A 24,402-nucleotide genomic window follows, 5' to 3' on the forward strand; every position below is an offset into this window, starting at 1 on the left:
GGCTTGAAAACTGTGGTCTACCTTGTGGGAGCGGGTTTACCCGCGAAGAGGCCGGTGCAGGCTTACATCATCTGTTGCTGCGCAGCATCTCCACCGGCACATACTTGCCGATCTCATACTTGCCGATCGCCGCCCGGTGCACCTCGTCCGGCCCATCGGCCAGGCGCAGGGTGCGCTGCATGGCATACATGTAGGCCAGCGGGAAATCGCCGCTCACCCCTGCCCCGCCATGCATCTGGATCGCCCGGTCGATCACCTTCAGGGCCACGTTCGGCGCCACCACCTTGATCTGCGCGATCTCGCTGCGCGCCACCTTGTTGCCGACGGTGTCCATCATGTATGCCGCCTTCAGGGTCAGCAGGCGCGCCATGTCGATCTCCATGCGCGAGTCGGCGATCTTGTCGACGTTGCCGCCCAACCGCGCCAGGGGCTTGCCAAAGGCGGTGCGCTCGACCGAGCGCATGCACATCAGCTGCAGGGCCCGCTCGGCCATGCCGATCGAGCGCATGCAGTGGTGGATGCGGCCCGGGCCCAGGCGCCCCTGGGCGATCTCGAAGCCGCGGCCCTCGCCGAGGATCACGTTGTCGTAAGGCACCCGCACGTTCTCGAACAGCACCTCGGCGTGGCCGTGGGGCGCATCGTCGTAGCCGAACACCGGCAGCGGCCGGACGATCTTCACCCCAGGCGCATCGGTCGGCACCAGCACCATCGAGTGCTGCTGGTGACGCGGGCCGTCGGGGTTGGACAGGCCCATGAAGATCATCACCTTGCAGCGTGGGTCGCAGGCACCCGAGGTCCACCACTTGCGGCCGTTGATCACCCACTGGTCACCCTCACGCACGGCGGTGGCGGCCATGTTGGTGGCGTCCGAGGAGGCCACGTCCGGCTCGGTCATGGCGAACGCCGAGCGGATCTCGCCGCTGAGCAGCGGTTCCAGCCACTGGCGCTTCTGCGCCTCGCTGCCGTAGCGCACCAGCACTTCCATGTTGCCGGTGTCCGGCGCCGAGCAGTTGAACGGCTCCGAACCCAGCAGCGAGCGGCCCATGATCTCGGCCAGCGGCGCGTACTCCATGTTGCTCAGGCCGGCGCCGTATTCCGACTCGGGCAGGAACAGGTTCCACAGGCCTTCGGCGCGGGCCTTGGCCTTGAGCTGTTCCATGATCGCGGTGGGCTGCCAGCGATCGCCCTCGGCGACCTGGCGCTCGAACACCGGTTCGGCGGGGTAGACATGGGCGTCCATGAACGCGCTGACGCGCTCGCGCAGCGCCTGGACCTTGGGCGAATAGGCGAAATCCATCGGGGCTACCTTCTCGGTTCGAAGTTCATGGGCAGAGCCTAGAGCAGGCAAGCTCGATCTACCTAGTCTATTTTCAGCGTGTATAAACATTCATAACCGATATATGATCGGCCGATAACTCCAACAAAGAGCGGCGCACATGAACCTCAGCAAGGTCGACCTCAACCTGTTCATCGTCTTCGACGCGATCTACACCGAAGCCAACCTGACCCGCGCCGGGCAGATCGTCGGCATTACCCAGCCGGCGGTGTCCAACGCCCTGTCGCGGCTGCGAGAAACCTTCAACGACCCGCTGTTCGTGCGCACTGCCCAAGGCATGGTGCCCACGCCCATGGCGCAGAACATCATCGGCCCGGTGCGCAACGCCCTGGCGCTGCTGCGCACCTCTGTGCAGGAAAGCCGCATCTTCAATCCCCAGCAGGCCAACAAGACCTTCCGCATCAGCATGACCGACCTCACCGAGGCGGTGATCCTCCCGCCCCTGTTCCAGCGCCTGCGCCGCCTGGCTCCGGGCGTGCTGATAGAAAGCTTCCTGAGCAAGCGCCGGGAAACCACCAAGGAACTGGCCGCCGGGCGCCTGGACTTCGCCGTCGACGCGCCGCTGAACACCGACCCGCAGGTGCGCCACGTCAAGCTGATGCAGGACCGCTACGTCTGCGCCCTGCGCCAGGGGCACCCGCTGGCCGAGGCCAGGCTGACCCTGGAGCAGTACCTGGGCATGACCCATATCCACATTTCCAGCCGCCGCAATGGCCTGGGCTACGTCGACCTTGCGCTGGGCAAGATGGGCGTGCAGCGCAAGGTCGCCCTGCGTTCGCAACATTACCTGATGGCCTCCCAGGTGCTGCAGCAGACCGACATGGCGATGACCGTGCCGGAGCGTTTCGCCCGCCGTCACAAACTGCGCTTCCAACCCTTGCCAGTGGAGATCCCGGCACTGGAGACGCACCTGTACTGGCACGAAAGCACCGACCAGGACCCGGCCAACCGCTGGATGCGCGAGCAGATCATCGAGCTGTGCGAACGGGTGGTGGCCGAGGAAGAACGGGAGCTGGATCCGGCCTGACCTTCCCGGGGGCATGGGCGAGAAAGTTATTCCACACAACGCTATCGATAGAGAAAAATGTTCTCTTCCTCCACCGCAACCACGTGACATAAGGCAAATTCTTTCCCACGCCAGCGGGTACGCTTGCTGCAACGATTGCCGATACCACGGCAACACAGCACGGACCCGCCCCATGCCTAGCGCCCCGCTCTATTTCGACTACGCCGCCACCACTCCGGTCGACGACCGGGTGATCGAAACCATGCTCACCTGCCTTGGCCGCCAGGTGCACTTCGGCAACCCCGCCTCCAGTGGCCACGCCTATGGCCAGGCTGCCCGCGAGGTGGTCGAACAGGCGCGCCGGCAAGTGGCCGAACGGGTCGGCGCCGGTGCCGACGACATCATCTGGACCTCGGGCGCCACCGAGTCCAACAACCTCGCGCTCAAGGGCATCGCCCAAGGCCTGGGCCAACCAGGCCACCTGGTCACCAGCCAGCTGGAACACAAGGCCGTGCTCGACACCGTCAACGAACTGCAGCGCCAGGGCTGGGCCATCACCCGCCTGGCGCCGGACGCTGACGGCCTGATCCAGCCCGACGCGGTGCAGGCGGCCCTGCGTGCCGACACGCGCCTGGTGTCGCTGATGGCGGTCAACAATGAACTGGGCACGGTCACCGACTTCGCCGCCATCGGCAACCGGGTACGCACCCACGGCGCCTTGCTGCATGTGGATGCGGCCCAGGCGGTGGGCAAGCTGGCCATCGACCTGCAGGCCATGGCGGTGGACCTGATGTCGTTCTCGGCCCACAAGGTCTATGGGCCCAAGGGCATCGGCGCGCTGTATGTCGGACCGCGTGCTCGCGAGCTGATGCGCGCACAGATTCACGGCGGCGGGCATGAACGCGGGCTGCGCTCGGGCACCCTGCCCACTCACCAGATCGTCGGCATGGGCAGCGCCTTCGCCCTCGCCGGCGCACCGGGCGACAGCGAGCACCAGCGCCTCGAACAGCTGGCTCGGCGCTTGGGCGACGGGCTGCTGGCGCTGCCCGGGGTCAGCCTCAACGGCAGTGCCACGCAGCGGATCCCGCACACGCTCAACCTCTGCGTCGACGCCGCAGGCTTCAACAGCGCGGCGCTGGCCAGCGAGCTGGCGCTGTCCACCACCTCGGCCTGCAACTCGGCGAGCAACGCGGCTTCACATGTGCTGCTGGCGCTGGGGCTCGATGAACAGCGCGCGCGCAAGAGCGTGCGGGTGAGTATCGGCCGTTACACCAGCGAGGCGGAGGTGGACCAGGCGATCGAGGTGTTCGGGCGGGCCTTGGCCTCGGCTTCGGCGGCGTTGTGGTAACCCCGCGAAAAAGCGCCGGCCCTGCCGACAGATGCCTTACAGGAAGGTGAACACTTGCGAAGCCGGCAACCGTGACTTGTTCAGGCCGGCATTGAAGTCGGCTTCGCTGCGGTAACCCAGGCTCAGCAGCACCACGCTGGAATAGCCCTGCTCACGCAGCCCCAGTTCGGCATCCAGCACCTGGCTGTCGAAGCCTTCGATGGGCGTGGCATCCAGGCCATGGGCGGCAGCACCGAGCAGCGCAGTGCCCAGGGCCAGGTAGGTCTGTTTTTCCATCCAGTGCTGCAGGTCCTTCTGGTCGAAGCGGTGCAGGTTCACATAGCCGCGACGAGTCTGGTTCTGCCCGGCTCGCGCCTGCTCGTCACGGAAACGGCCATCGGCCTGCTCCTGGTCGAGCACCGCGTCCAGGTGCGCTTCGGTCATGTCGGTGCGGGCGCAGAACACGATCACGTGGGACGCATCGAGCACTTTGGCAGTGTTGTAGGCGAACTGGCCTTCGGTGGCCTTGGCCAGGCGCGCCTTGCCCTCGGCGCTGTCGGCGACAATGAAGTGCCAGGGCTGCGAGTTGACCGACGAGGGGCTGTGGCGCAGTTGCTCGAGAAAGGCGTCGACGGTGGCCTGGGGGATCTTGCGGGCGGCATCGTAGGCCTTGGTGGTGTAGCGGCGCTTGGCCAGGGTGACAGTATCCATGGTGCGACTCCAGTGAACGGAACGGGATTTGTCGCGCATCTTATCTTTCCTGAAAATAAGAAAAACCGGCAGAATGCAGCAACACTTTCACACCTGGAGTGAAAATGCTCCGTCTCGCCGACCTGCAACTGTTCGTCCGCGCCAGCGCGCTGGGCAGCTTCACCGCCGCCGCCTTCGAGGCCGACCTGCTACCCGGCCAGGTGGCGGCGGCGATCAAGCGCCTGGAGCGCGACCTCGACGTGCGCCTGTTCGCCCGCACCACCCGCAGCCTGCGCCTGACCGCCGAAGGCGAGCTGTACCTGCCCACCGCCCAGCGTGTGCTCGATACCCTGCGCCAGGGGCATGAGCAGCTGCACGGCAGCCACAGCATCCTGCGCGGCACGCTGCAGGTGTCGGCGCCCTCGGACATCGGCCGCAACCTGCTGCTGCCCTGGCTAAGCGCATTCCGCCGCGAGCACCCGGCACTCAACCTGCGTTTCTTTCTTTCCGACCAGATCGCCGACTTCAGCCGCGACCCGGTGGACATCGCCATCCGCTACGGCCTCGACCAGGACGCCAACTACATCGCCCTGCCGCTGGCACCGTGGAACCGCCGGGTATTGGTGGCCTCGCCTGGCTACCTGGCCCGTCACGGCCGCCCGCGCACGCTCGAAGAGCTGCAGCAGCACGACTGCCTGCTGTACCTGCAGCACAACCGGGTGTACGACAAGTGGCAGCTCGGCAACCGCACCGTGCAGGTGCGCGGGCCGCTGGTCAGCGACGATGCCGACGTGGTGCGGCGCTGGGCGCTGGAGGGTGAAGGCATCGTCTACAAGTCGTGGCTGGACGTCAGCGCCAACATTGCCGCCGGCGAACTGGAGATACTGCTGCCCGAGCATCGAGGCGAGGCCACCCCGGTGACCCTGATATGCCCGCACCGCAAACAGTTGTCGCCGGCGGTGACGCAACTGCACCTGTGGCTGCGCGAGCGCTTCACCGCGCTGCAGCCTGCACAAATGTTCTAAACCACCGGGGGTATCTGCGCTAAGGTGAACCGCCCACCCCGTCAGCAGCCGCACCGTCATGAGCAACTGGATCGACCTCAAGCAAGACGCCGCCACCGGCATCGAGTCGGTTCGCGCGCATTTCGTCGGCCACGCCTACGACCCGCACTGGCACGACAGCTTCCTGGTCGGCATCACCGAGCAAGGCGTGCAGCAGTTCAACTGCCGCCGGGTGCGCCACCAGAGCACCGCCGGCCAGGTGTTCCTGCTCGAACCGGGCGACCTGCACGACGGCCACGCGCCCACCGCCGAAGGCTTCACCTACTCGACCCTGTACCTGCAGCCGCACTGGCTGGAGACCGAGCTGCAGGCGCTGTTCGCCCAGGCGCCGAGCGACAGCCTGCCGAGCTTCGCCGACACCCTGTGCCACGACCAACGCCTGGCCGGCGCCACCGCGCTGGCGTTCCAGGCGCTGCATGGCCAGGAGCTGCGCATCGTCCGCCAGAGCGCCATGGACAACTTGCTGGCCAGCCTGACCCGCCACCTGCACTGGCGCAAGCGCCTCAACCCCGACCCACGCCTGCCGCTGACCGCCCAGCGCGCGCGGGACTTCCTGCACGCCCACCTCGACCAGGACATCAGCCTGGAGCAGGTGGCGCAGGCTTGCGGGGTCGACCGCTTCCGCCTGACCCGCGCCTTCAAGGCCGCCTTCGGCCTGGCGCCGCACGCCTACCTGATCCAGCTGCGCCTGTCCCGCGCCCGGCGCTTGCTCGCCCAGGGCAGCACGCCCGCCGAGGTCGCCGTGGCGCTGGGCTTCGCCGACCAGAGCCACCTGGGCCGCTGGTTCCGCCGCGCCTACCGGCTGACCCCGGCCGACTACCGCCGACGCTGCTCAAACCTTCCAGACTGAGGCCTGGCCAGGCGCGAACATGGGGCCCTGATCAATCGGAGCCGTTCACCATGTCCCACGCATTGTTGCCCTTCATCCTCTTCGCCCTGGTCTCGAGCATCAGCCCGGGACCGACCAACCTGCTGATCCTGGCCCAGGGCGCGCGGCTGGGCCTGCGCGCGAGCGTGGCGCCGATGCTGGCGGCCTGTGGCGCGGCGGCAGCGATCGTGCTGCTGGTGGGGCTGGGGCTTGGCGAGGTGCTGATGCGCCATCCGCTGGCCCAGCAGGTGATGAGCTGGGCCGGGGTGGTGTGGCTGACCTGGCTGGCCTGGCGCATGCTGCGCAGTGCCGGTGAGCCGCTGGACGCGTCCGCCGGCAAGCCGTTCGGCGTGCTGAGCGCGGCATCGTTGCAGGTGGTCAATCCCAAGGTATGGATGATGGCGGTGGCGGTGATCGGGGTGTTCGCGGCGCCGGCGTTGCCGGTGTGGCAGCTGGCGTTGGTGTTCCTGCTGATTGCCGTGCCGTGCATGGCGGTGTGGGCGCTGCTGGGAGTGGGCAGCGCGCGCTGGTTGCAGGCGCCAGGGCGGTTGCTGTGGTTCAACCGCGGGTTGGCAGGGTTGTTGCTGGTGTCGGCCTGGGCTGCCGTGCTGACTTGAATCTGATGTTGCCTGTGCTGGCCTCTTCGCGGGCAAGCCCGCTCCCACAGGATCTTGCACAGCCTTGGATATCTGTGCGATCCCTGTGGGAGCGGGTTTATCGAGGCGTCGAACCGCCGCGAAGAGGCCGGGGCAGGCAAAATCAGTGGGTCAGGGCCTCACGGAACCGCCGGGTACTGGCCAGCGCCACAACCAAACCGACCACCGCCACACCGCCCCCGACCAGGCCGATATCGGCCACGCCCATCTGGCTGCTGACGATACTGCCCAGCAGCGCCCCGCCCCCGATGCCGATGTTGTAGATCCCGGAGAACAGCGCCATGGCCACGTCGGTGGCGTCGGACGCCAGCTTCAGGGTCTTGGACTGCAGCGCCAGGCTGAAGCTCAGGATCGCCACGCCCCAGAACATGCTCAGCGCCGCGAACTGGTAGAAGTTGCCCGACAGCGGCAACAGCAGCAGCAGGCAGGCCGCCAGCACACCGATCGAGCCCACCAGGAAACCGTGGGGGAAGCGGTCACTGTAGCGGCTGAACAGCAGCGAACCGAACACCCCGGCACCGCCGAACAGCAACAGCAGCAGCGTAGTGCGCTCGCCGCCGATCTGCGCCACGTGCAGGGCGAACGGCTCGATATAGCTGTAGGCGGTGAATTGCGCGGTGATCACCAGCGTCACCAGCAGGTAGGTGATGACCAGCGCCGGGCGCTTGAACAGGATCGGCAGGCTGCGCAGCGAGCCGGAGTTCTGGCTGGGCAGCAGCGGCAGCGACTTCATCAGGCAGAGCATGGTCGCCAGCGCCACGCCGGCGATGCTCAGGAAGGTCACGCGCCAGCCCAGCGCCTCGCCCACCACCCGGCCCAGCGGGATGCCCAGCACCATCGCCAGGGTGGTGCCGGTGGCCAGCAGGCCGAGCGCCTTGGCCTGCTGGCCCGGCGGCGCCACGCGCACCGCCAGCGAGGCGGTGATGGCCCAGAACACCGCGTGGGCCAGGGCGATGCCGATGCGGCTGACCAGCAGCATGGCGAAGCTCTGCGACAACCACGACAGCAGGTGGCTGAGGATGAACACCAGGAACACCAGCAGCAGCAGGCGCCGGCGTTCGATGTTGCGGGTCAGCAGCATCATCGGCAGCGACGCCAGCGCCACCACCCAGGCGTAGATGGTCAGCATCAGGCCGACCTGGGCGGTGGTCATGGCGAAGCTGCGGCCGATATCGCTGAGCAACGCCACCGGCACGAATTCGGTGGTGTTGAAGATGAAGGCCGCCAGGGCCAGGGCGATCACGCTCAGCCAGCTGCCGCTTCCTGCGGTGGGCGGCAGGTCGGTGGGGATGGGTCCGTTCATGGGTGGGGATCGATTCTCCGCAGGCAAGGCACAAGGCCGCGCGTCAGGGGCCAGGTATCGGCCGCGCTGGGGCACGGGGTTGTTATTGGAAGGGTTGCCGGCATGGTACCCGTCAATACCGGCCCTCACAACCGCGGGTGTGATGGGAGTACCATGCGCGCTTCACCTGAACGGCACGCGGAACAAGGAGCACGATCCGCCCATGGACAAGCAGCACCCCCAGCAGCAGTGGCAACAGGCAGTGACCGCCTACGCCCAGGCCATCAACCGCTACGTCGCGCAGGGCCAGGCCCAAGGCTGGGACGACCTCGAAGAACCGCAACCCGCCGCCACCGAGCACTTGCTCGGCGCCTGGCAGGCCGCCCTGGAAGCGATCAACCGGCCTGGCGTCGATGAACACCAGCGCCAGGCCTTCCGCGACGCCTGGCCGCCGGCGCACCTGCCGCTGGTGCCCCTGCTCGATGCCCATGGCCAAGGGATCTCCAGCGTCTTGCTGCTGAACGACGGCAGCCTGCTGGCGCGCATCGGCATGCCTCACGAGAAGGGCCAGGTGGTACGCATCGGCGAACATGGGGTGACCCCGGTGATCGGCATCGAGCACTTCGGCCGCTGCCCGCAGCGCCGCTACTTCGCCCTGGCCAATGCCGAGGGCGTGCGCGTCACCGATGGCTGGGGCGGCCCGCAGGTCGCCCGGCTGCAGTGGCCGACGGGTCTCGAAGGCCTGCCCAAGGGCTACCCGTTCGAGCCGTTCGACCTGCCACCGACGCCAACCGCGCTGGTGCCCTTCCCCGATGGCCAGCGGGTATTGCTGGTGAGCGCCGAAGGCATTTTCCTGCTGGCGGCCGGCGGCGCCACACGCCTGCTGCCACGGCAGGCGCAGGTGCTCGAGGAGCTGGCCGCCGGCAGCGACCCGGACGACATCGCCCTTGGCCTGTCGATGGAGCATGGTGCGGTGTCGCCGGATGGCCGGCTGATCGCGCTTGGCGAGCAGAGCAGCCGGCACCTGGTGCTCGATGACCAGCTCGAACGGGTCGCCGAAATCGGCCCGGGCGGCGAGTACCCGCACTTCGCCCTGTTCAACCGCGCGGGTGACCAACTGATCGTCAATGCCTGCCACTTCTATAACGGCGGCACGCTTGGCGTGCGCGTGGCGGACCTGCCAGGGCTCGACACCGGGTTCTACAGCGAAGACCCGCGCACGCCGCTGCTGCAGGACGGCGCTCGGGTATATGCCGGGGTGGCGGCGGATGGCGGGTACATCGTCGGCGATGCCTATGGCTACCTGCGGGCGTTCGGCGAGGATGGCCAGGAGCATTGGCAGCACTTCCTGGGCTCGACCATCAGTGCCATGGACCTCAGCGCCGACGGGCGCACGCTGGTGGCGGCGAGCCATGCCGGGTTCATTTCGGTGATTGCCCTGGGGAGCGGGCGGCCGGAATGGCAGATTGGTACCGGGCCGCATGGTGAAGTGCGGCGCTGGTTGTTCTGGAAGGGATGGGACAAGGCCCTGGCCTGGTGAAGGGGCCGGTACAGGCTGTCGCCGGACTTAGCGCTGCAGGGTCGCCATGTCGATCACGAAACGGTACTTCACGTCACCGGCGATCATGCGCTCGTAGGCCTGATTGATATTGCGGATGTCGAGCAGCTCGATGTCGCAGCGGATGTCATGCTCGGCACAGAAATCCAGCACTTCCTGGGTCTCGGCGATGCCACCGATGAGCGAGCCGGCCAGCACCCGGCGCTTCATCACCAGGTTGGCCGCATGCACCGCCGGGTCGATCGGTTCGATCAGCCCGACCAGGATGTGCACGCCATCGAACTTCAGCGTTTCCAGGTACGGGTTGAGGTCGTGCTGCACCGGGATGGTGTCGAGCAGGAAGTCGAAGCGGCCGGCCGCGGCACGCATCTGCTCGGCATCGGTGGACACGATCACGTGGTCGGCGCCCTGGCGGCGGGCTTCATCGGCCTTGGCCTGGGAGCGGGTGAACAGGGTCACTTCGGCGCCCAGGGCCTTGGCCAGCTTGATGCCCATGTGGCCGAGGCCGCCCATGCCGAGGATGCCGACCTTGTGGCCGGGGCCGACGCCATGGTGCTTGAGCGGCGAGTAGGTGGTGATGCCGGCGCAGAGGATCGGCGCAGCGCTGGCCAGGTCCATGCCGGCCGGGATGCGCACCACGAAGTGCTCGCTGACCACGATGCTGCTGGAGTAGCCACCCATGGTGTTGCTGCCGTCGACCCGGTCCGGGGTGGCGTAGGTCATGGTCGGGCCTTCCAGGCAGTACTGCTCCAGGTCCTTGGCGCAAGCCTCGCAGTGGCGGCAGGAGTCGACCATGCAGCCGACGCCGACCAGGTCACCGACCTTGTGCGCAGAGACCTTCTCGCCCACGGCGGTTACCCGGCCGATGATCTCGTGGCCCGGCATCAGCGGGTACACGGCGATGCCCCACTCGTTGCGGGCCTGGTGGATGTCGGAGTGGCACACGCCGCAGTAGAGGATCTCGATGGCGACGTCGTCCGGGCGAGGGGCACGCCGCTCGAAAGTCATCGGGGCCAAGGGGCTGGTCGGGGTTTGGGCGGCGTAGCCGATGGCGGTGTACATGCAGGACCTCACAGGCAGATGAAACGATTCAGGGCGCGCATTCTGCCCACCCCTGCCCGCCGCGCCCACGGCTGATTCTCCGGCATCCATGCCTGATTCTCCGGAGTTGGCCTGCGATCTCTGGCGCCAGGCCTGCAATCTGCGATGATGAAAGCGTCCGATTCTCTGCCCAGGCTCACCATGCAACTGACCCGCCACGTCGACGCCAACGCCCCGCTGTGCTCGCTGATCCGCCGCCTGGCCACCCGCCCCGGCTTCGTCCCCACCCACCTGCCCCAGGTGCAGGTGCTGAGCTGGGCGCAGTACGTGGCCAGCAGCCCACAGATCTACGAGCCAAGCCTGATGATCCTGGCCCAGGGCAGCAAGCTGGCGCGCCTGGGCCCGCGCACCCTGGAGTACGGCGCCGGGCATTACCTGGTGCAGGCGCTGTCGGTGCCGTTCATGTGCGAGACCTTCGCCACCGCCGAGGCGCCGCTGCTGGGGGTGGCGGTGGACATCGACCGCAGCGTGCTCGGCGAGCTGGTACAGAGCATGGGCCTGGCGCCGGACCCGGCGGTGCAGGCGCAGACACCGCAGTCGATGACCTCGGCGGCGCTCGATGCGCCGATGCGCGAGAGCGTCGAACGCCTGTTGCAGTGCCTGCAGGACCCGGTGGACGCCAAGGTGCTGGGCCCGGCGCGGGTACGCGAGGTGCTCTATACCGCCTTGCGCGGCCCCCAGGCCGGCGTGCTGCGGGCGCTGGTCGAGCAGCAAGGGCATTTCGCCCGCATCGGCGCCGCCCTCGCCTACCTGCGCGAGCATTTCACCGAACCGCTGAGCGTCGAGGCGCTGGCGGCCTGCGCCAACATGAGCGTGTCGACCTTCCACGAGCACTTCAAGCGCTGTACCGACATGGCGCCGATGCAGTACCTCAAGCGCCTGCGCCTGCTCAAGGCGCAGCAGATGCTGATCGGCGAAGGGCTCGGCGTGGCGCAGGCAGCGCACCGGGTGGGCTACCAGAGCACCTCGCAGTTCAGCCGCGAATACAAGCGCCAGTTTGCCCGCAGCCCCGGGGATGAACTGCCTTATCAGAGCCTGCCGGTTTAACTCCTCTGCGCAGAAATACACGGCCCGCTCCCACAGGATCCGCGTATGCCCGGGGCTATTGCGTCAACGGCCACTCGGCCAGCGGCCAGTAGCGGCCCTTGCGCGATTCATAAAGGGTGAAGTGCCGGGCATTGACGAAGAACTCCGGGGCCACCCCTGCCTCGGGGGGCTGCCCACGAAAATCCCGCGACAGGGTCAGGTGCGGGCGATACTCCCGTGCCTGCTCCTCGAAGCCCATCGGCAGCAAGGCCTGCTGCAGGTCATAGACCAGCTGGCGCAGTGCCACGGGTGTCTCCTGCGGCTCCAGCACCAGGGCACCGGCACGCGGCCAGGCCTTCAGCTGGTCGAGCAACAGCCGCAACGGCGCGTCCGGGCGCGCCAGGTTGTCCACTGCCGCACAGATCGCCGGCACCTGCGCCGCATCCACGTCACCCAGGAACAGCAAGGTCAGGTGGAAGTTCTCGCTCGGCACCGGCTTGCCGCTGCGCAGCGACAAGCCGCGCCGCCACTGGGCGATGGCACGGCGCTGGGCGTCGGTCACCGGCAAGGCGAAAAACAGCCGTTTGAAGGGGGCGCCACTCGGGCGGATATCCTGGACCATGGCTACTCCGTCGCATGAAACGTTTGCGCACACCATAGGGCATTACACCTAAGTCGCCCTGTTTTGAGGTAACAATATGTACAAACTACCCCCATGACAGTTTATGCTGGCGGGCTTATGCCATGGCGCATGGCCATTTTTCGACAAGTAACCGTCCATGAAAATTGCACTCGTACTGATCTTCGTCCTCTCGATCGCCTATGTTCACCTGCGCGGTCGGGTACGCCACAAGCTGACCCGCCAGCTGGGCGACCACTCCAGTTTCCTGGCCCCGGTCAACAGCTTCCTCTACCTGTTCTCCAAGCACCCGGCCAAGCCGTACCTGCCGGTCGAGGCGTTCCCCGAACTGCAGCCGCTCATGGACCACTGGCAGGAAATTCGTGCGGAAGGCCAACAGCTGCTGCACGTGGGCGAAATCAAGAAGTCCGATAATTATGACGACGTCGGTTTCAACTCGTTCTTCAAGACCGGCTGGAAGCGCTTCTACCTGAAGTGGTACGGCGAGAGCCACCCGTCGGCGATGACCCTGTGCCCGCGCACCACCGAGCTGCTGCAAGGCATCGGCACGGTCAAGGCGGCGATGTTCGCCACCCTGCCGCCAGGCGCCAAGCTGGTTCGCCATCGCGACCCCTACGCCGGCTCCTACCGCTTCCACCTGGGCCTGGACACGCCGAACGACGACGGCTGCTACATCGACGTGGATGGCGAGAAGTACTCTTGGCGTGACGGTGAAGGGGTGATCTTCGACGAGACCTACATCCACTACGCCGCCAACACCACCGAGCACAACCGCATCATCCTGTTCTGCGACGTCGAGCGCCCGCTCAAGTACCGCTGGGCCACCGCGTTCAACCGCTGGTTCAGCCGCAACGTGATGGCCGCCGCCGCCGCGCCGAACGATGCCAACGACAAGACCGGCGGCATCAACCGCCTGTTCACCCGCATCTACAAGATCCGCGAGCGTGGCAAGGCGCTGAAGAAGCGCAACCGCATGCGCTACTACCTGGAAAAGTGGCTGGTGGTCGCGGCGCTGGTGCTGGTGTTCGTCTACATCTGAGGCCCGCAAGGGCCATCAACATCGTCTAGCCTGAAAGCTCCTCCGACAACCCTGCCAAGGTGAAGACGATGAGCATGATGGACTGGGACGCCTACCGTAAGCAGTTGATGGCCGGCATCGGCGATCTCAAGCAACTCTCCCCCGACACCGTCGCTGGCTACATGACCGCCAGCGGCGCCGGCGCCAAGACCAACCACCTGGACGCCAAGACCCGCGAGCTGATCTCCCTGGCCGTGGCCGTCACCACCCGCTGCGACGGCTGCATCGCCGTGCACTCGCAACAGGCCGTCAAGCACGGCGCCACCCGCGAAGAGATCGCCGAAGCCCTGGGTGTGGCCGTGGCGATGAACGCCGGCGCTGCGCTGGTGTACTCGGCCCGGGCCATGGATGCAGTGGGCAAGGCCAACGGCTGAGCCAACACGGCGTCGTCGCCCTTGCGCGACGGCGCCGCGCCACCCAGACTTGGCGCCCTAGCCACAGCAGGAACCGCCATGATCCAAATCCGCCCCATGACGCCCGACGACTTCGAGCGTTTCTGGCCTACCTTCCAGGCCATCGTCCAGGCCCGCGAAACCTACGCCTACGACCCCGCGCTCAGCTTCGAGCAGGCACGCCAGCTGTGGCTCGAGCTACCCGTGCGCACACTGGTGGCCGAAGCGGATAGCGAGCTGCTGGGTTCTTACTACCTCAAGGCCAACGCCGCCGGCCCTGGTGCCCATGTCGGCAACTGCGGCTACATGGTCTGCGAGGCCGCCCGCGGCCGTGGCGTGGCCCGGCTGATGTGCGAGCACTCGCAGAAGCTGGCACGCCAGGAAGGCTTCCTGGCATTGCAGTTCAATTCGGTGGTGGCCTGCAACGAAGTGGCGGTGGCGCTGTGGCACAAGCTGGGCTTCGAGACCGTCGGCCGCCTGCCCAAGGCCTACCGCCATGCCCGCCTGGGGCTGGTCGATTGCCTGGTGATGTACAAGTGGCTGGCCGATGAGCCGGTGGTGGAAAAGCCGCCGCTGCTGATCGGGCGCAAGAACATCGAGGCCCGGGTGTCGCGGCGTCGTGGGCGTTAGCCTGTGAGGGCCCTTTCGCGGGTAAACCCGCTCCCACAGGATTCCCACCAAGCCTGAGGGCAGTGCAGAACCTGTGGGAGCGGGTTCACCCGCGAAGAGGCCGGTGAGGTCTATGCATCAGCCTCAGAACGCCAGGCCCACCTTGAAACCGAACTCGTCACGCTTGAGCTTGGTGTTGTCGGCCACTGGCGAATCCTCATCGAGCTTGTACTCGGTACGGGTGTAATACACCCCCGCCTGCACCGGCATGCCGCCCTGCTGGTTCATCAGCAAGGTCACCTCGGCATACGGATTGGTGCGGTCCTTCATGTCCACGCTGTCGCTGCCGAAATCATCCACCTTAAGCCGCGCACGGCCATCGATGGTGTGCCGGGCACCCACTTCCACACGCAGGGTCGAGGCATCGAACTGGTGGTTGTAGCCCAGCGCCGCCTTGGCGAACGGCGACTTGTAGGTGAGCCTGGTATCCAGGTCGTTGATCTCGGGCTCGAAGCGTGTCCAGCTGTAGCCACCGCCGACGATCACATCGACGAAGTTGCGCGCATCCAGCGCCGCGCGCCAGCCCAGGTCGAGGTCGGCCTGGGCCTCCTTGAGCTTGTTGTCGTTCTTCTTGCCGTACTTGGCCTCGGCGCCGATCTGGTAGATGAAGCCGGACTCGGCCGTCAGCTTGTTGCCGAAGGTGGCGAACACGCCGCCTTGGCCGAGGTGTTCCTTGTCGCTTTCGCTACCGCCCTCGAACTTGAATTTGTCGTAGGCACCCAGCAGGCCGACGCTGAACAGCGGGTCCGGGCTGGGGGCGGCGGTGGCCAGCAGCGGGCTGCCGAGCAGGGCGAACAGGCAGGTGTGGCGAAGCAGGTGGCGAGCGGGCATGCGTGCGGTCTCCATGACAGGAATACGAATGACGAACGTTCGGTTCGAGATTCGGGCTGTCGGGAAAGTTCGAAAAAAAATCGATACAAGCGCACAACCTCATGATTCACCAAGTCGTCTTCCCGCGCAGGTGCCCCTTGATCACGATTTGACGTACCGCCCGTTCAATGGTCAGATGCACGCCAGTTTCAGGTGCCCTGCGCCGCCGCGCGCAGGGTGAAACGGGAAGCCGGTGCGTCTTTTCGCAAGACAAGTCCGGCGCTGCCCCCGCAACGGTAAGCGAGCGATGCCTTCGACACACCACTGTGCGCCAGCATGGGAAGGTGAAGGCCTCATGACCCTCGCAAGCCCGGAGACCGGCCTGAAGCCTCACTTGGCAACCCGCGGTGGGCGGGCGCAGGCCGGTATCCGTGCGCGCGCCTGCGTGCGCGGTTCGCCTTTGCGTGTTTTCCACCGGGATCCATTCTTTCCTGCAGCAGTGGAACGACATGTCCCGATTCATCCAGCTTCACCCCCTGGCGGCCTGCCTGGCCGTCGCACTCCCAGCCCTCGCCGACGATCAAGCGATTGCCCTGCCCTCCACGGCCATCACCGGCCAGCATGACCAACAACGCATCGACCTGGCCACGCCGACCGAGGCCGGCTCACGGCTGAACCTCAGCGCCCTGGAAACCCCGGCCAGTACCAGCAGCATCACCGCGGCAGAGATCGAGCAGCGCAACAACCTCACGGTACAGGACGCGGTGACCCGCTCCCCGGGCATCACCTTCATCGGCAACCCAGGCGACGGCGGCACCGGCCTGTCGGCACGCGGCTTCACCGGCCACGGCTCGGTGATGACCCTGTTCGACGGCGCGCGCCTGTACACCGGCGCCGGCACCCAGACCTTCCCGACCGACCCGTGGATGGTCGAGCGCATCGACGTGATCCGCGGCCCGGCCTCGGTGCTTTATGGCGAAGGCGCCACCGGCGCGGTGGTCAACGTGGTGCCGAAAAAGCCGTTTGCAGGCGACATCCGCAACCACCTGCGCCTGGGCTACGGTTCGTGGGACCGCCAGCAGCTGGGCCTGGACAGTGGCGGCAGCCTCAGCGAGCGCCTGAGTTACCGCCTGACCCTCGACCAGCAAGCCGGCAACGGCTGGGTCGACCGCACCGATTCGCGCAGCCTGGCCCTGAGCGCCGCGCTGCGCTTCGATGCCAGCGACGACCTGAGCTTCACCCTCGCCCATGAGCGCGGTGATGCCCAGCCGGCCAACTACTACGGCACGCCGCTGATCGACGGCGAGTACCGCAGCAGCCTGCGCAAGAAGAACTACAACATCCACAACGATATCCAGCGCTACCACGACGAGTGGACCCGTTTCACCACCGACTGGGCGATCAACGACCAGCTCAGCGCCAGCAACCAGCTGTACTACATCAAGAGCCGTCGCCACTGGCGCAACGCCGAGAACTACAGCTGGGATGCCGACCGCGAACAGCTGGAGCGCCAGAGTTTCCTGGAGATCCGCCACAACCAGGAGCAGATCGGCGACCGCCAGACCTTCACCTTCGACCACAGCCTGCTGGGCATGGCGAGCAAGACCCTGGTCGGTGTCGAGTACAACAAGGTACGTTTCAACGTCGACAGCAACCGGCCCTACAACGACGTGGGCGGCGACTACATCGACCCGTGGCAGCCGACCCCGGGCGGGTTCCACAGTGACTCGCCGACCCGCCCGCAGACGCTGTCGACCACCCACACCTTCGCCCTGTTCGCCGAGAACCGCCTGCAACTGACCGAGCGTCTGTCGCTGGTGACCGGGGTGCGCCGCGACCAGAACCACATCGACCGCGACAACCTCATCGACGGCAGCCGCAGCGACCGCAGCCTGCAAGGCGGCAACTGGCGCGCCGGGCTGGTGTTCGCGGTCAATGACGAGCTGTCGCTGTACGGCCAGTACGCCACCAGCGAGGACGGCGTGGACAACCTGGTCAGCCTCAGCCCGACGGCGATGCACTACGACCTGACCGAAGCGAAGCAGACCGAGCTGGGCCTCAAGCAGCGCTTCTGGGACGGCCGTGGCGAGTGGACCCTGGCGGCGTTCCATATCGTCAAGAAGAAACTGCTGGTGGATGACCCGATCACCCACGAGGCGCAGCAGGCCGGGCAGCAGACCTCCGATGGCCTGGAAGCGTCGCTGGAGCTGGCGTTGCCGCACCAGTGGCAGGTGTCGGCCAATGCCTCGCTGGTGCGGGCCAGGTACGACGATTTCGACGAGGTGGTCGGTGATGTGGCCTTGGACCGCGCCGGCAACCGCCCGGCCAATGTGCCGCGGCGCACGGCCAACCTGTGGCTGAGCAAAGGCTTTGGCCAGCAGGTGGAGGCCGGGATTGGTGCGCGGTACGTGGACGAGCGTTATGCCGATTCGGCCAACAGCCAGAGCGCACCGGGGTACACCGTGGTCGATGCCAACATCGGCTGGCAGGTGCTGCCGGATGTACGCCTTGGGTTGCAGGTGAACAACCTGTTCGACCGCGAGTATGTGGCCTCGGTGTTCAGTGGCGAGCAGTGGGTGATGGGGACGCCGCGGTCGTACTTTGCCACCGTGGACTACACCTTCTGATTTCAGGGCCTCTTCGCGGGTGAACCCGCTCCCACAGGTACGGCGCATGCCTTCAGGCCTGGGGCAATCCCTGTGGGAGCGGGTTTACCCGCGAAGGGGCCGGTACAGGCAATACGAAAAAATCGCTATCGGTAGAAAATGAAATAGTTATAAGATAACGTTTCATTTGACATCCATTCCTGCCTGCGACCCTTCCCCATGACCAGCGCCTCAGCCACCCCCACCCTGCTCACCCAGCGCCTGCAGAGCATCGACGCCCTGCGCGGCCTGGTGATCCTGTTCATGCTGCTCGACCACGTGCGCGAAACCTTCTTCCTGCACCGCCAGGTCAGCGACCCCATGAGCATCGACGCCACCGACCCGTCGCTGTTCGCCAGCCGCACCCTGGCCCACCTGTGCGCGCCGGTGTTCGTCCTGCTCACCGGCCTGTCGGCCTGGCTGTACGGCGAGAAGTACCAGGGCCGCAGCGATGTCTCGGCGTTCCTGTTCAAGCGCGGGCTGTTCCTGGTGCTGCTGGAGTTCACCCTGGTCAACTTCGCCTGGACCTTCCAACTGCCACCGAGCGTGATCTACCTGCAAGTGATATGGGCCATCGGCGTGAGCATGCTCGCCCTGTCGCTGCTGGTGTGGCTGCCGCGCCCGGCACTGGTGGCCCTGGGCGCGCTGATCGTCGCCGGGCACAACCTGCTCGACGGCCTGCACTTCGGTGTGGCGTCGGCGCTGCACGTGCCGTGGGCAATCCTGCATGACCGTGGCTGGCTGGAAGTCACCGACAACCTGCGCCTGCGCACGTCCTACCCGGTGCTGCCGTGGATCGGGGTGATCGCCCTGGGCTATGGCCTGGGCCCGTGGTTCGCCCGTGGCAGCGCTGCCGGCGAACGCCAGCAGCGCCTGCTGCTGGCCGGCTGCATCGCCCTGCTCGGCTTCATGCTGCTGCGCCTCTACAACGGCTACGGCGAAGCGCCCTGGAGCGGCTACCCGACCGTCACGCAGACGCTGATGAGCTTCTTCAACATCACCAAGTACCCGCCGTCGCTGCTGTTCCTGGCCCTGACCCTGGGCTGCGGCCTGCTGTTGCTGCGCGCCTTCGAGCGTGCCGGCACGGCCCGCTGGATCGGCGCCCTGGCGGTGCTGGGCGCGGCGCCGATGTTCTTCTACCTGCTGCACTTGTACGTGCTCAAGCTGCTGTACCTGGCCTGCGTGGCACTGTTCGGCCACAACCACGGCGACTACTTCGGTTTCGACGGCATCGGCGCGGTGTGGCTGGTTTCAGTGCTGTTGGCCGTGGCGCTGTACCTGCCGGTGCGCTGGTTCGCTCGGCTCAAGGCTCGCCGGCGCGACATCGCCTGGCTCAAGTACTTTTGATTTAACGTTTTGCCCCGGCGGCCTGATGGTCTACCATGCGGCCCGCCGGTTTCCGCCACGGAACTAACAGGGAATCCCAGGCCCGTCGCCCAAGACGCGCCAAACGGAACTGCCCCCGCAACTGTAGGTGCCGAGCCTGCTCCATCGATGCCACTGGATCAACGATCCGGGAAGGCCGGAGCCAGGTGACGACGCACCAGTCAGGAGACCTGCCGGCAAACATTCACCAACCGGCGGGGTGTCCGGGATGGCCATCTGTGTTGCCCTTGCGCCTGCAAGGGCGCGGCGATGCCTGTCCGTGCGTTCCTCACCAGAACTGACCGATAGGAGATCGCCCCGCATGCTGCTGCGTTTCACCTCCCTGCTGGCCGGCCTGAGCCTCAGCGCCCTGGCCCAGGCCGCCGCCACCCACTACCCGCTGACCGTCGACAATTGCGGCGCGCCGCAGACCTTCGCCAAGGCCCCCGAGCGTGCGGTGACCATCGGCCAGGCCGGCACCGAGATGCTCTATGCATTGGGCCTGGGCGACAAGCTGGCCGGCACCTCGCTGTGGTTCAACAACGTGCTGCCCGAGTACCAGGCGCTGAACGCCAAGGTACCGCGCCTGGCCGACAACGAGCCGAGCTTCGAGGCGGTGGTCGGCAAGCGTCCGCAACTGGTGGCGGTGCAGTTCGAGTGGATGGTCGGCGCCCAGGGCGTGGTTGCCACCCGCGAGCAGTTCGACGAGCTGAAGATCCCCACCTACCTGCTGCCCTCGGACTGCGAAGGCAAGGACAACCTGGTCGGCGCCGACGGCACCCGCCTGCAGGCGTTCCAGGTCGACAGCATCTACCAGAGCGTCAGCCAGCTGGCCGAGATCTTCGACGTGCAGGACCGCGGCGCGGCGCTGAATGCCGACCTCAAGGCCCGCCTGGACGGCGCGAAACAGCAGCTGGCCGGCAAGGACCTGGCGCAGACATCGGCACTGTTCTGGTTCTCCAGCGCCGACCTCGACATCGACCCTTACGTCGCCGGCCGCCAGGGCGTGGCCGACTTCATGCTGCGCACCCTGGGCGTGCGCAACGTGGTCGAGTCGACCGAGGAATGGCCGACCGTGGGCTGGGAAACCCTGGCCAAGGCCAACCCGACCTGGCTGATCATCGCCCGCATGGACCGCCGCCGCTTCCCCGCCGACGACTACCAGAAAAAGCTCGAATTCCTCCACAGCGACCCAGTGACGAAGAACATGGACGCGGTGAAGAACAACCGCATCGTCATCCTCGACGCCGACGCCATGCAGGCCGGCATCCGCCTGTTCCGCGGCCTGCAGACCTTGTCCGCAGCCTTTGCCAGCGGTAAAGCGGCACAGTGATGAAGGTACTGCTCAACAGCGCCCTGGCCGTGCTGGCCTTACTCGTCGCCGTACTGGCCGGCACCGCCATCGGTGAAACCAACCTGTCGCCGCAGGTGGTCTACCAGGTGCTGGCCAACCACCTGTGGCAGGCCGGCCACCCGGTCGACCCGATCGACGCCGGCATCGTCTGGAACTACCGCCTGACCCGCGCCCTGGTCGCCGCCGCCTGCGGCGCTGGGCTGGCGACCTGCGGGGTGATCCTCCAGGCGCTGCTGCGCAACCCGCTGGCAGAGCCCTACCTGCTCGGGCTGTCCGCCGGCGCCTCCACCGGCGCAGTGCTGGTCGGCCTGCTCGGCCTGGGCAGCGTCGCCCTGAGCATGTCCGGCGGCGCCTTCATCGGCGCCCTGGCGGCGTTCGCCCTGGTGCTGGTGCTGGCCCGCGCGGCCGGGCCGAGCAGCAACAACGCCCAGGTGATCCTCGCCGGCATCGCCGGTTCGCAACTGTTTACCGCCCTGACCGCCTTCCTCATCACCAAGTCGGCCACCGCCGAGCAGGCCCGCGGCATCATGTTCTGGCTGCTGGGCAATCTCAGTGGCGTGCGCTGGCCGTCGGTGTGGCTGGCGTTGCCGGTGGCGCTGTTCGGGCTGGTGGTGTGCCTGTGGCACCGCCGGGCGCTGGACGCCTTCACCTTCGGCGCCGACTCGGCGGCCTCGCTGGGCATCGCCGTGCGCCGCACGCAGTTGCTGCTGATCAGCTGCGCGGCACTGGTGACTGCGGTGATGGTGTCGATCGTCGGCGCCATCGGCTTCGTCGGCCTGGTCATCCCGCATGCCCTGCGCCTGCTGCTCGGGCCCGGCCACAGCCGCCTGCTGCCGGCCAGCGCGCTGGGCGGCGCACTGTTCCTGATTGCCGCCGACGTGCTGTCGCGCACGCTGATCAGCGGCCAGGTGATCCCGGTCGGCGTGGTCACCGCGCTGATTGGTGCGCCGGTGTTCGCACTGATCCTGGTCAGCCGCAGGGGGCGCCCATGACCGCCATGAACACCGCGCAGATCGCCCCCCTCGCCTGCCGCGGGCTGGGCCTGCAACTGTCGGGCAACACCGTGCTGTGCAACATCGAGCTCAACGTGGTACCCGGCGAAACCTTGGGGATCGTCGGCCCCAACGGTTCGGGCAAGTCGTCCCTGCTGAAATTGCTGGCCGGGTTGCGCACGCCGGGCACCGGCAGCGTGCAACTGCTCGGCGAACCCCTGGCGCGCCTGCCCCGCCGGCGGGTCGCCCAGGCCCTGGCGCTGGTCGAGCAGCAGGCCGATACCCTCGATGCGATCAGCGTGTTCGACGCCGTCGCCCTCGGGCGCACGCCCTGGCTGTCGGCGCTGGCGCCGTTCTCCCGCAAAGACCGCGCCATCGTCGAGCAGGCCCTGGCCGACCTCGACGCCACGCACCTGCGCGAGCGGGCCTGGAGTTCGCTGTCCGGCGGCGAACGCCAGCGCGTGCACATCGCCCGCGCCCTGGCCCAACGCCCCCAGGTGCTGCTGCTCGACGAGCCGACCAACCACCTCGATATCCAGCACCAGCTGAGCCTGCTGCAACAGGTGCAGGCGTTGCCGGTGACCACCCTGGTGGCCCTGCACGACCTCAACCAGGCGCTGACCTGCGACCGCCTGGCGGTGCTCGACAAAGGCCACCTGGTCGCCCTCGGCAAGCCACTCGACGTGCTCACCCCAGAGCGCCTGCTGAGCACCTTCGGCGTGCATGCCCACTACCTCACCGACCCTTTCGACGGCGCGCGCATCCTGCGTTTTCGCGCCCCCTGAACCAGGAAGTTCCCGCCATGTCGTCACGCCCCGCCGCCCTGCTGCTCGTCAGCGCCCTGCTCGCCTTGCCACTCGCAGGCCTGGCCCCCATCGCCCGGGCGGACTCCGCGCAATCGCAGAGCCATGGCTTTGTCGACGACAGCAGCTGGAGCCTCCTCAACCGCACCGTCTACGACCAGCGCGACTACAAGCACGGCGGTCGCAACAGCGGCGCACGCAACGCCTACAAGCCACGCAGCGAACGTAACGGCCTGGCCGAGGAATGGGCCTACGGCCTGATGGGCACGTTGCAGTCCGGCTTCACCCAGGGCCTGATCGGCGTCGGCGTCGATGCCCACGCCTACCAGGGCGTGCAACTCGACAGCGGCGGCGGCCGTGCCGGCAAGGCGCGCCTGCTCGGCGTGGACAACGACGGACACCCGAAGAACGAATACAGCCGTGGCGGCGCGGCGCTGAAACTGCGGGTGTCCAACACCGTGCTGTCCTGGGGCGAACAGCGGGTGAAGACCCCGGTATTCAGTTCGTCCGACAGCCGCCTGCTGCCCGAGACCGCCACCGGCGTCTTCCTCTCCAGCAGCGAGATCGACACCCTCAAGCTGGTCGCCGGGCACTTCAACGAAAGCACCGACCGCAACGCCTCCAGCCACGACCAGGGCTTCGTGGTGAACTATTCCGACGCCCGCCAGGGCAACAGCTTCGACCTCGCCGGCCTGGTCTGGAACCCGAGCGACGCCTTCAGCGGCAGCCTGTACACCTCGCGCTACCAGGACACCTGGAACCAGAGCTACCTGGGCAGCACCCTCAACCACGCCCTGGACGATCGCCGCAGCCTGAGCCTGGACCTCAACCTGTACCGCACCACCGACACCGGCAAGGCACTCTCCGGGCGCATCGACAACACCACCTGGAGCCTGGTCTCGCGCTACAACCAGGGCCCGCACAGCTTCAGCCTCGGCTGGCAGCAGGTGGACGGCAACACTCCGTTCGACTACGTCACCCGCGGTGCCATCTACATTGCCAACGCCGTGCAGATGTCCGACTTCAACGCACCGAACGAGAAGTCCTGGCAAGCACGCTACGACCTCAACATGGGCGCCTACGGCGTGCCCGGGTTGAACCTGACGGCGCTGTACGTGCGCGGGTTCGACATCGACGGCACGCACGTCGACCCCAACGGCGGCTACGCGTACCTGGGCTATGGCAAGGGTGGCAAGCACTGGGAACGCGACCTGGAGGCGCGGTACGTGGTGCAGGGCGGCAAGGCCAAGGGCACCACGTTCTCGCTGCGGCACAACTTGCACCGGGGCAATACGGCGCAGGCGGAGCTGGATGGGGATCAGATCCGCCTGGCGGTGGAGTGGCCGCTGTCGGGCGGGTTCTGACCATTCAGTGATCCAGGCCCCAGTCACGTCGCTCCTGCTCGGTGAGGCTTGCAACGACGCGGGCGCAAGTGTCGTCGAGCACCGAACCCGCCTGGCAGCGGGTCAGCACGAAGCGCTTCACGGTCCGCGGCCAGCTGCCGTCCTTGTGTGCGCTGCCGATGATGCCCGCGGCATCCTGGCTGTACACCGTGGGCCGCAGCTGCAGCAACCGCTGTTCGAAGTCGCCGCAGGTCCAGTCGTCACTGCGGACTTCGAACTCGTCGAGCAGGTCGAGCTTGTACAACGCGATATGGGCCATGGGCGCATTTCCTTGTTCTACGCGTGGGGGCGAAAAGGTAAGGAATTGCCCGCGAGATTGAAATGAACAAGGCGTTCA

Annotated in this window: 23 protein-coding genes and 2 riboswitches; of the genes, 16 read left to right on the forward strand and 7 right to left on the reverse strand. The window is 66.9% G+C overall.

Going from position 1 to position 24,402, the window contains the following annotated elements:
• Window positions 1-67: 67 nt before the first annotated feature.
• Window positions 68-1,297: an acyl-CoA dehydrogenase gene (locus tag ACIP21_RS10075; protein WP_400686937.1), complete on the reverse strand. Its 1,230-nt coding sequence runs from the start codon at window positions 1,295-1,297 to the stop codon at window positions 68-70.
• Window positions 1,298-1,436: 139 nt separating this feature from the next.
• On the opposite strand from ACIP21_RS10075, the gene ACIP21_RS10080 reads away from it, so the two are divergent.
• Window positions 1,437-2,363: a LysR family transcriptional regulator gene (locus ACIP21_RS10080; RefSeq protein WP_400686938.1), complete on the forward strand. Its 927-nt coding sequence runs from the start codon at window positions 1,437-1,439 to the stop codon at window positions 2,361-2,363.
• A gap of 172 nt (window positions 2,364-2,535) precedes the next feature.
• Window positions 2,536-3,690, forward strand: a complete 1,155-nt coding sequence (locus ACIP21_RS10085; RefSeq protein ID WP_400686940.1) for a cysteine desulfurase family protein — start codon at window positions 2,536-2,538, stop codon at window positions 3,688-3,690.
• A 36-nt stretch (window positions 3,691-3,726) separates the two neighbouring features.
• On the opposite strand, the gene nfsB is transcribed toward ACIP21_RS10085, so the two are convergent.
• The gene (gene nfsB, locus ACIP21_RS10090; protein ID WP_400686942.1) at window positions 3,727-4,380 is read right to left on the reverse strand and encodes an oxygen-insensitive NAD(P)H nitroreductase; all 654 of its coding nucleotides are present in this window, start codon (window positions 4,378-4,380) and stop codon (window positions 3,727-3,729) included.
• Between the two features lie 104 nt (window positions 4,381-4,484).
• On the opposite strand from nfsB, the gene ACIP21_RS10095 reads away from it, so the two are divergent.
• The 3 genes from ACIP21_RS10095 to ACIP21_RS10105 are packed head-to-tail and all read left to right on the forward strand — an operon-like array spanning window position 4,485 to window position 6,908.
• Window positions 4,485-5,384 carry a LysR substrate-binding domain-containing protein gene (locus ACIP21_RS10095; RefSeq protein ID WP_400686944.1) on the forward strand — a complete coding sequence of 300 codons (900 nt, stop codon included), beginning with the start codon at window positions 4,485-4,487 and terminating at the stop codon, window positions 5,382-5,384.
• Between the two features lie 58 nt (window positions 5,385-5,442).
• Window positions 5,443-6,273: an AraC family ligand binding domain-containing protein gene (locus ACIP21_RS10100; protein ID WP_400686946.1), complete on the forward strand. Its 831-nt coding sequence runs from the start codon at window positions 5,443-5,445 to the stop codon at window positions 6,271-6,273.
• 50 nt (window positions 6,274-6,323) lie between these two features.
• Window positions 6,324-6,908: a LysE family translocator gene (locus tag ACIP21_RS10105; RefSeq protein WP_400686948.1), complete on the forward strand. Its 585-nt coding sequence runs from the start codon at window positions 6,324-6,326 to the stop codon at window positions 6,906-6,908.
• Between the two features lie 142 nt (window positions 6,909-7,050).
• Here ACIP21_RS10105 and ACIP21_RS10110 read toward each other — a convergent pair whose 3' ends face one another.
• On the reverse strand, window positions 7,051-8,250 hold the full coding sequence (locus ACIP21_RS10110; RefSeq protein WP_400686950.1) for a sugar transporter: 1,200 nt from the start codon (window positions 8,248-8,250) through the stop codon (window positions 7,051-7,053).
• A 202-nt stretch (window positions 8,251-8,452) separates the two neighbouring features.
• Here ACIP21_RS10110 and ACIP21_RS10115 point away from each other — a divergent pair, with 202 nt between their 5' ends.
• Window positions 8,453-9,769 carry a hypothetical protein gene (locus tag ACIP21_RS10115; RefSeq protein WP_400686952.1) on the forward strand — a complete coding sequence of 439 codons (1,317 nt, stop codon included), beginning with the start codon at window positions 8,453-8,455 and terminating at the stop codon, window positions 9,767-9,769.
• 27 nt (window positions 9,770-9,796) lie between these two features.
• Here ACIP21_RS10115 and calA read toward each other — a convergent pair whose 3' ends face one another.
• The gene (gene calA / locus ACIP21_RS10120) at window positions 9,797-10,849 is read right to left on the reverse strand and encodes a vanillin reductase (RefSeq protein WP_400686954.1); all 1,053 of its coding nucleotides are present in this window, start codon (window positions 10,847-10,849) and stop codon (window positions 9,797-9,799) included.
• Between the two features lie 180 nt (window positions 10,850-11,029).
• Here calA and ACIP21_RS10125 point away from each other — a divergent pair, with 180 nt between their 5' ends.
• Complete coding sequence (locus ACIP21_RS10125) at window positions 11,030-11,935, forward strand: AraC family transcriptional regulator N-terminal domain-containing protein (protein ID WP_400686956.1); 906 nt, start codon at window positions 11,030-11,032, stop codon at window positions 11,933-11,935.
• Between the two features lie 55 nt (window positions 11,936-11,990).
• Here ACIP21_RS10125 and thpR read toward each other — a convergent pair whose 3' ends face one another.
• Window positions 11,991-12,536, reverse strand: coding sequence for an RNA 2',3'-cyclic phosphodiesterase (gene thpR, locus ACIP21_RS10130; protein WP_400686958.1), 546 nt, complete (start codon window positions 12,534-12,536; stop codon window positions 11,991-11,993).
• A 157-nt stretch (window positions 12,537-12,693) separates the two neighbouring features.
• On the opposite strand from thpR, the gene lpxO reads away from it, so the two are divergent.
• The 3 genes from lpxO to ACIP21_RS10145 all read left to right on the forward strand — a co-directional run bounded on the left by lpxO (window position 12,694) and on the right by ACIP21_RS10145 (window position 14,654).
• Window positions 12,694-13,593, forward strand: coding sequence for a lipid A hydroxylase LpxO (gene lpxO / locus ACIP21_RS10135; RefSeq protein ID WP_400686960.1), 900 nt, complete (start codon window positions 12,694-12,696; stop codon window positions 13,591-13,593).
• A gap of 68 nt (window positions 13,594-13,661) precedes the next feature.
• A complete protein-coding gene (locus ACIP21_RS10140) occupies window positions 13,662-14,006 on the forward strand; it encodes a carboxymuconolactone decarboxylase family protein (RefSeq protein WP_027919898.1) in 345 nt (114 codons plus the stop codon).
• Window positions 14,007-14,084: 78 nt separating this feature from the next.
• Window positions 14,085-14,654: a GNAT family N-acetyltransferase gene (locus tag ACIP21_RS10145; protein ID WP_400686962.1), complete on the forward strand. Its 570-nt coding sequence runs from the start codon at window positions 14,085-14,087 to the stop codon at window positions 14,652-14,654.
• Window positions 14,655-14,777: 123 nt separating this feature from the next.
• Here the strand turns inward: ACIP21_RS10145 and ACIP21_RS10150 are convergent, their stop codons facing one another.
• Window positions 14,778-15,524: an outer membrane beta-barrel protein gene (locus ACIP21_RS10150; protein WP_400686964.1), complete on the reverse strand. Its 747-nt coding sequence runs from the start codon at window positions 15,522-15,524 to the stop codon at window positions 14,778-14,780.
• 173 nt (window positions 15,525-15,697) lie between these two features.
• A riboswitch (cobalamin riboswitch) is annotated at window positions 15,698-15,904 on the forward strand.
• Window positions 15,905-16,012: 108 nt separating this feature from the next.
• Here ACIP21_RS10150 and ACIP21_RS10155 point away from each other — a divergent pair.
• The 6 genes from ACIP21_RS10155 to ACIP21_RS10180 all read left to right on the forward strand — a co-directional run bounded on the left by ACIP21_RS10155 (window position 16,013) and on the right by ACIP21_RS10180 (window position 24,026).
• Window positions 16,013-18,130, forward strand: a complete 2,118-nt coding sequence (locus ACIP21_RS10155) for a TonB-dependent receptor (RefSeq protein WP_400686966.1) — start codon at window positions 16,013-16,015, stop codon at window positions 18,128-18,130.
• A gap of 198 nt (window positions 18,131-18,328) precedes the next feature.
• Window positions 18,329-19,495: a DUF1624 domain-containing protein gene (locus ACIP21_RS10160; protein ID WP_400686968.1), complete on the forward strand. Its 1,167-nt coding sequence runs from the start codon at window positions 18,329-18,331 to the stop codon at window positions 19,493-19,495.
• Between the two features lie 29 nt (window positions 19,496-19,524).
• Window positions 19,525-19,727, forward strand: a riboswitch (cobalamin riboswitch).
• A 108-nt stretch (window positions 19,728-19,835) separates the two neighbouring features.
• On the forward strand, window positions 19,836-20,846 hold the full coding sequence (locus tag ACIP21_RS10165) for an ABC transporter substrate-binding protein (RefSeq protein ID WP_400686970.1): 1,011 nt from the start codon (window positions 19,836-19,838) through the stop codon (window positions 20,844-20,846).
• Window positions 20,846-21,859 carry a FecCD family ABC transporter permease gene (locus ACIP21_RS10170; RefSeq protein ID WP_400686972.1) on the forward strand — a complete coding sequence of 338 codons (1,014 nt, stop codon included), beginning with the start codon at window positions 20,846-20,848 and terminating at the stop codon, window positions 21,857-21,859. The genes ACIP21_RS10165 and ACIP21_RS10170 overlap by 1 nt, the downstream gene beginning before the upstream one ends.
• Complete coding sequence (locus ACIP21_RS10175; RefSeq protein WP_400686974.1) at window positions 21,856-22,644, forward strand: ABC transporter ATP-binding protein; 789 nt, start codon at window positions 21,856-21,858, stop codon at window positions 22,642-22,644. Before ACIP21_RS10170 ends, ACIP21_RS10175 begins: the two co-directional genes overlap by 4 nt.
• Before the next feature lie 17 nt (window positions 22,645-22,661).
• Window positions 22,662-24,026: an OprD family porin gene (locus ACIP21_RS10180; protein WP_400686976.1), complete on the forward strand. Its 1,365-nt coding sequence runs from the start codon at window positions 22,662-22,664 to the stop codon at window positions 24,024-24,026.
• A 4-nt stretch (window positions 24,027-24,030) separates the two neighbouring features.
• Here ACIP21_RS10180 and ACIP21_RS10185 read toward each other — a convergent pair whose 3' ends face one another.
• Window positions 24,031-24,324, reverse strand: coding sequence for a hypothetical protein (locus ACIP21_RS10185; RefSeq protein WP_400686978.1), 294 nt, complete (start codon window positions 24,322-24,324; stop codon window positions 24,031-24,033).
• Between the last annotated feature and the right edge of the window lie 78 nt (window positions 24,325-24,402).

This window comes from Pseudomonas sp. NPDC089401, from assembly GCF_044749485.1.
In the GTDB taxonomy this organism is placed as follows: Bacteria; Pseudomonadota; Gammaproteobacteria; order Pseudomonadales; family Pseudomonadaceae; genus Aquipseudomonas.

Coding starts and splice junctions, on each gene's coding strand:
- ACIP21_RS10075 (WP_400686937.1), bottom strand. CDS start 1,297: ATGGATTTCGCCTATTCGCCCAAGGTCCAGGCGCTGCGCGAGCGCGTC.
- ACIP21_RS10080 (WP_400686938.1), top strand. CDS start 1,437: ATGAACCTCAGCAAGGTCGACCTCAACCTGTTCATCGTCTTCGACGCG.
- ACIP21_RS10085 (WP_400686940.1), top strand. CDS start 2,536: ATGCCTAGCGCCCCGCTCTATTTCGACTACGCCGCCACCACTCCGGTC.
- nfsB (WP_400686942.1), bottom strand. CDS start 4,380: ATGGATACTGTCACCCTGGCCAAGCGCCGCTACACCACCAAGGCCTAC.
- ACIP21_RS10095 (WP_400686944.1), top strand. CDS start 4,485: ATGCTCCGTCTCGCCGACCTGCAACTGTTCGTCCGCGCCAGCGCGCTG.
- ACIP21_RS10100 (WP_400686946.1), top strand. CDS start 5,443: ATGAGCAACTGGATCGACCTCAAGCAAGACGCCGCCACCGGCATCGAG.
- ACIP21_RS10105 (WP_400686948.1), top strand. CDS start 6,324: ATGTCCCACGCATTGTTGCCCTTCATCCTCTTCGCCCTGGTCTCGAGC.
- ACIP21_RS10110 (WP_400686950.1), bottom strand. CDS start 8,250: ATGAACGGACCCATCCCCACCGACCTGCCGCCCACCGCAGGAAGCGGC.
- ACIP21_RS10115 (WP_400686952.1), top strand. CDS start 8,453: ATGGACAAGCAGCACCCCCAGCAGCAGTGGCAACAGGCAGTGACCGCC.
- calA (WP_400686954.1), bottom strand. CDS start 10,849: ATGTACACCGCCATCGGCTACGCCGCCCAAACCCCGACCAGCCCCTTG.
- ACIP21_RS10125 (WP_400686956.1), top strand. CDS start 11,030: ATGCAACTGACCCGCCACGTCGACGCCAACGCCCCGCTGTGCTCGCTG.
- thpR (WP_400686958.1), bottom strand. CDS start 12,536: ATGGTCCAGGATATCCGCCCGAGTGGCGCCCCCTTCAAACGGCTGTTT.
- lpxO (WP_400686960.1), top strand. CDS start 12,694: ATGAAAATTGCACTCGTACTGATCTTCGTCCTCTCGATCGCCTATGTT.
- ACIP21_RS10140 (WP_027919898.1), top strand. CDS start 13,662: ATGAGCATGATGGACTGGGACGCCTACCGTAAGCAGTTGATGGCCGGC.
- ACIP21_RS10145 (WP_400686962.1), top strand. CDS start 14,085: ATGATCCAAATCCGCCCCATGACGCCCGACGACTTCGAGCGTTTCTGG.
- ACIP21_RS10150 (WP_400686964.1), bottom strand. CDS start 15,524: ATGCCCGCTCGCCACCTGCTTCGCCACACCTGCCTGTTCGCCCTGCTC.
- ACIP21_RS10155 (WP_400686966.1), top strand. CDS start 16,013: ATGTCCCGATTCATCCAGCTTCACCCCCTGGCGGCCTGCCTGGCCGTC.
- ACIP21_RS10160 (WP_400686968.1), top strand. CDS start 18,329: ATGACCAGCGCCTCAGCCACCCCCACCCTGCTCACCCAGCGCCTGCAG.
- ACIP21_RS10165 (WP_400686970.1), top strand. CDS start 19,836: ATGCTGCTGCGTTTCACCTCCCTGCTGGCCGGCCTGAGCCTCAGCGCC.
- ACIP21_RS10170 (WP_400686972.1), top strand. CDS start 20,846: ATGAAGGTACTGCTCAACAGCGCCCTGGCCGTGCTGGCCTTACTCGTC.
- ACIP21_RS10175 (WP_400686974.1), top strand. CDS start 21,856: ATGACCGCCATGAACACCGCGCAGATCGCCCCCCTCGCCTGCCGCGGG.
- ACIP21_RS10180 (WP_400686976.1), top strand. CDS start 22,662: ATGTCGTCACGCCCCGCCGCCCTGCTGCTCGTCAGCGCCCTGCTCGCC.
- ACIP21_RS10185 (WP_400686978.1), bottom strand. CDS start 24,324: ATGGCCCATATCGCGTTGTACAAGCTCGACCTGCTCGACGAGTTCGAA.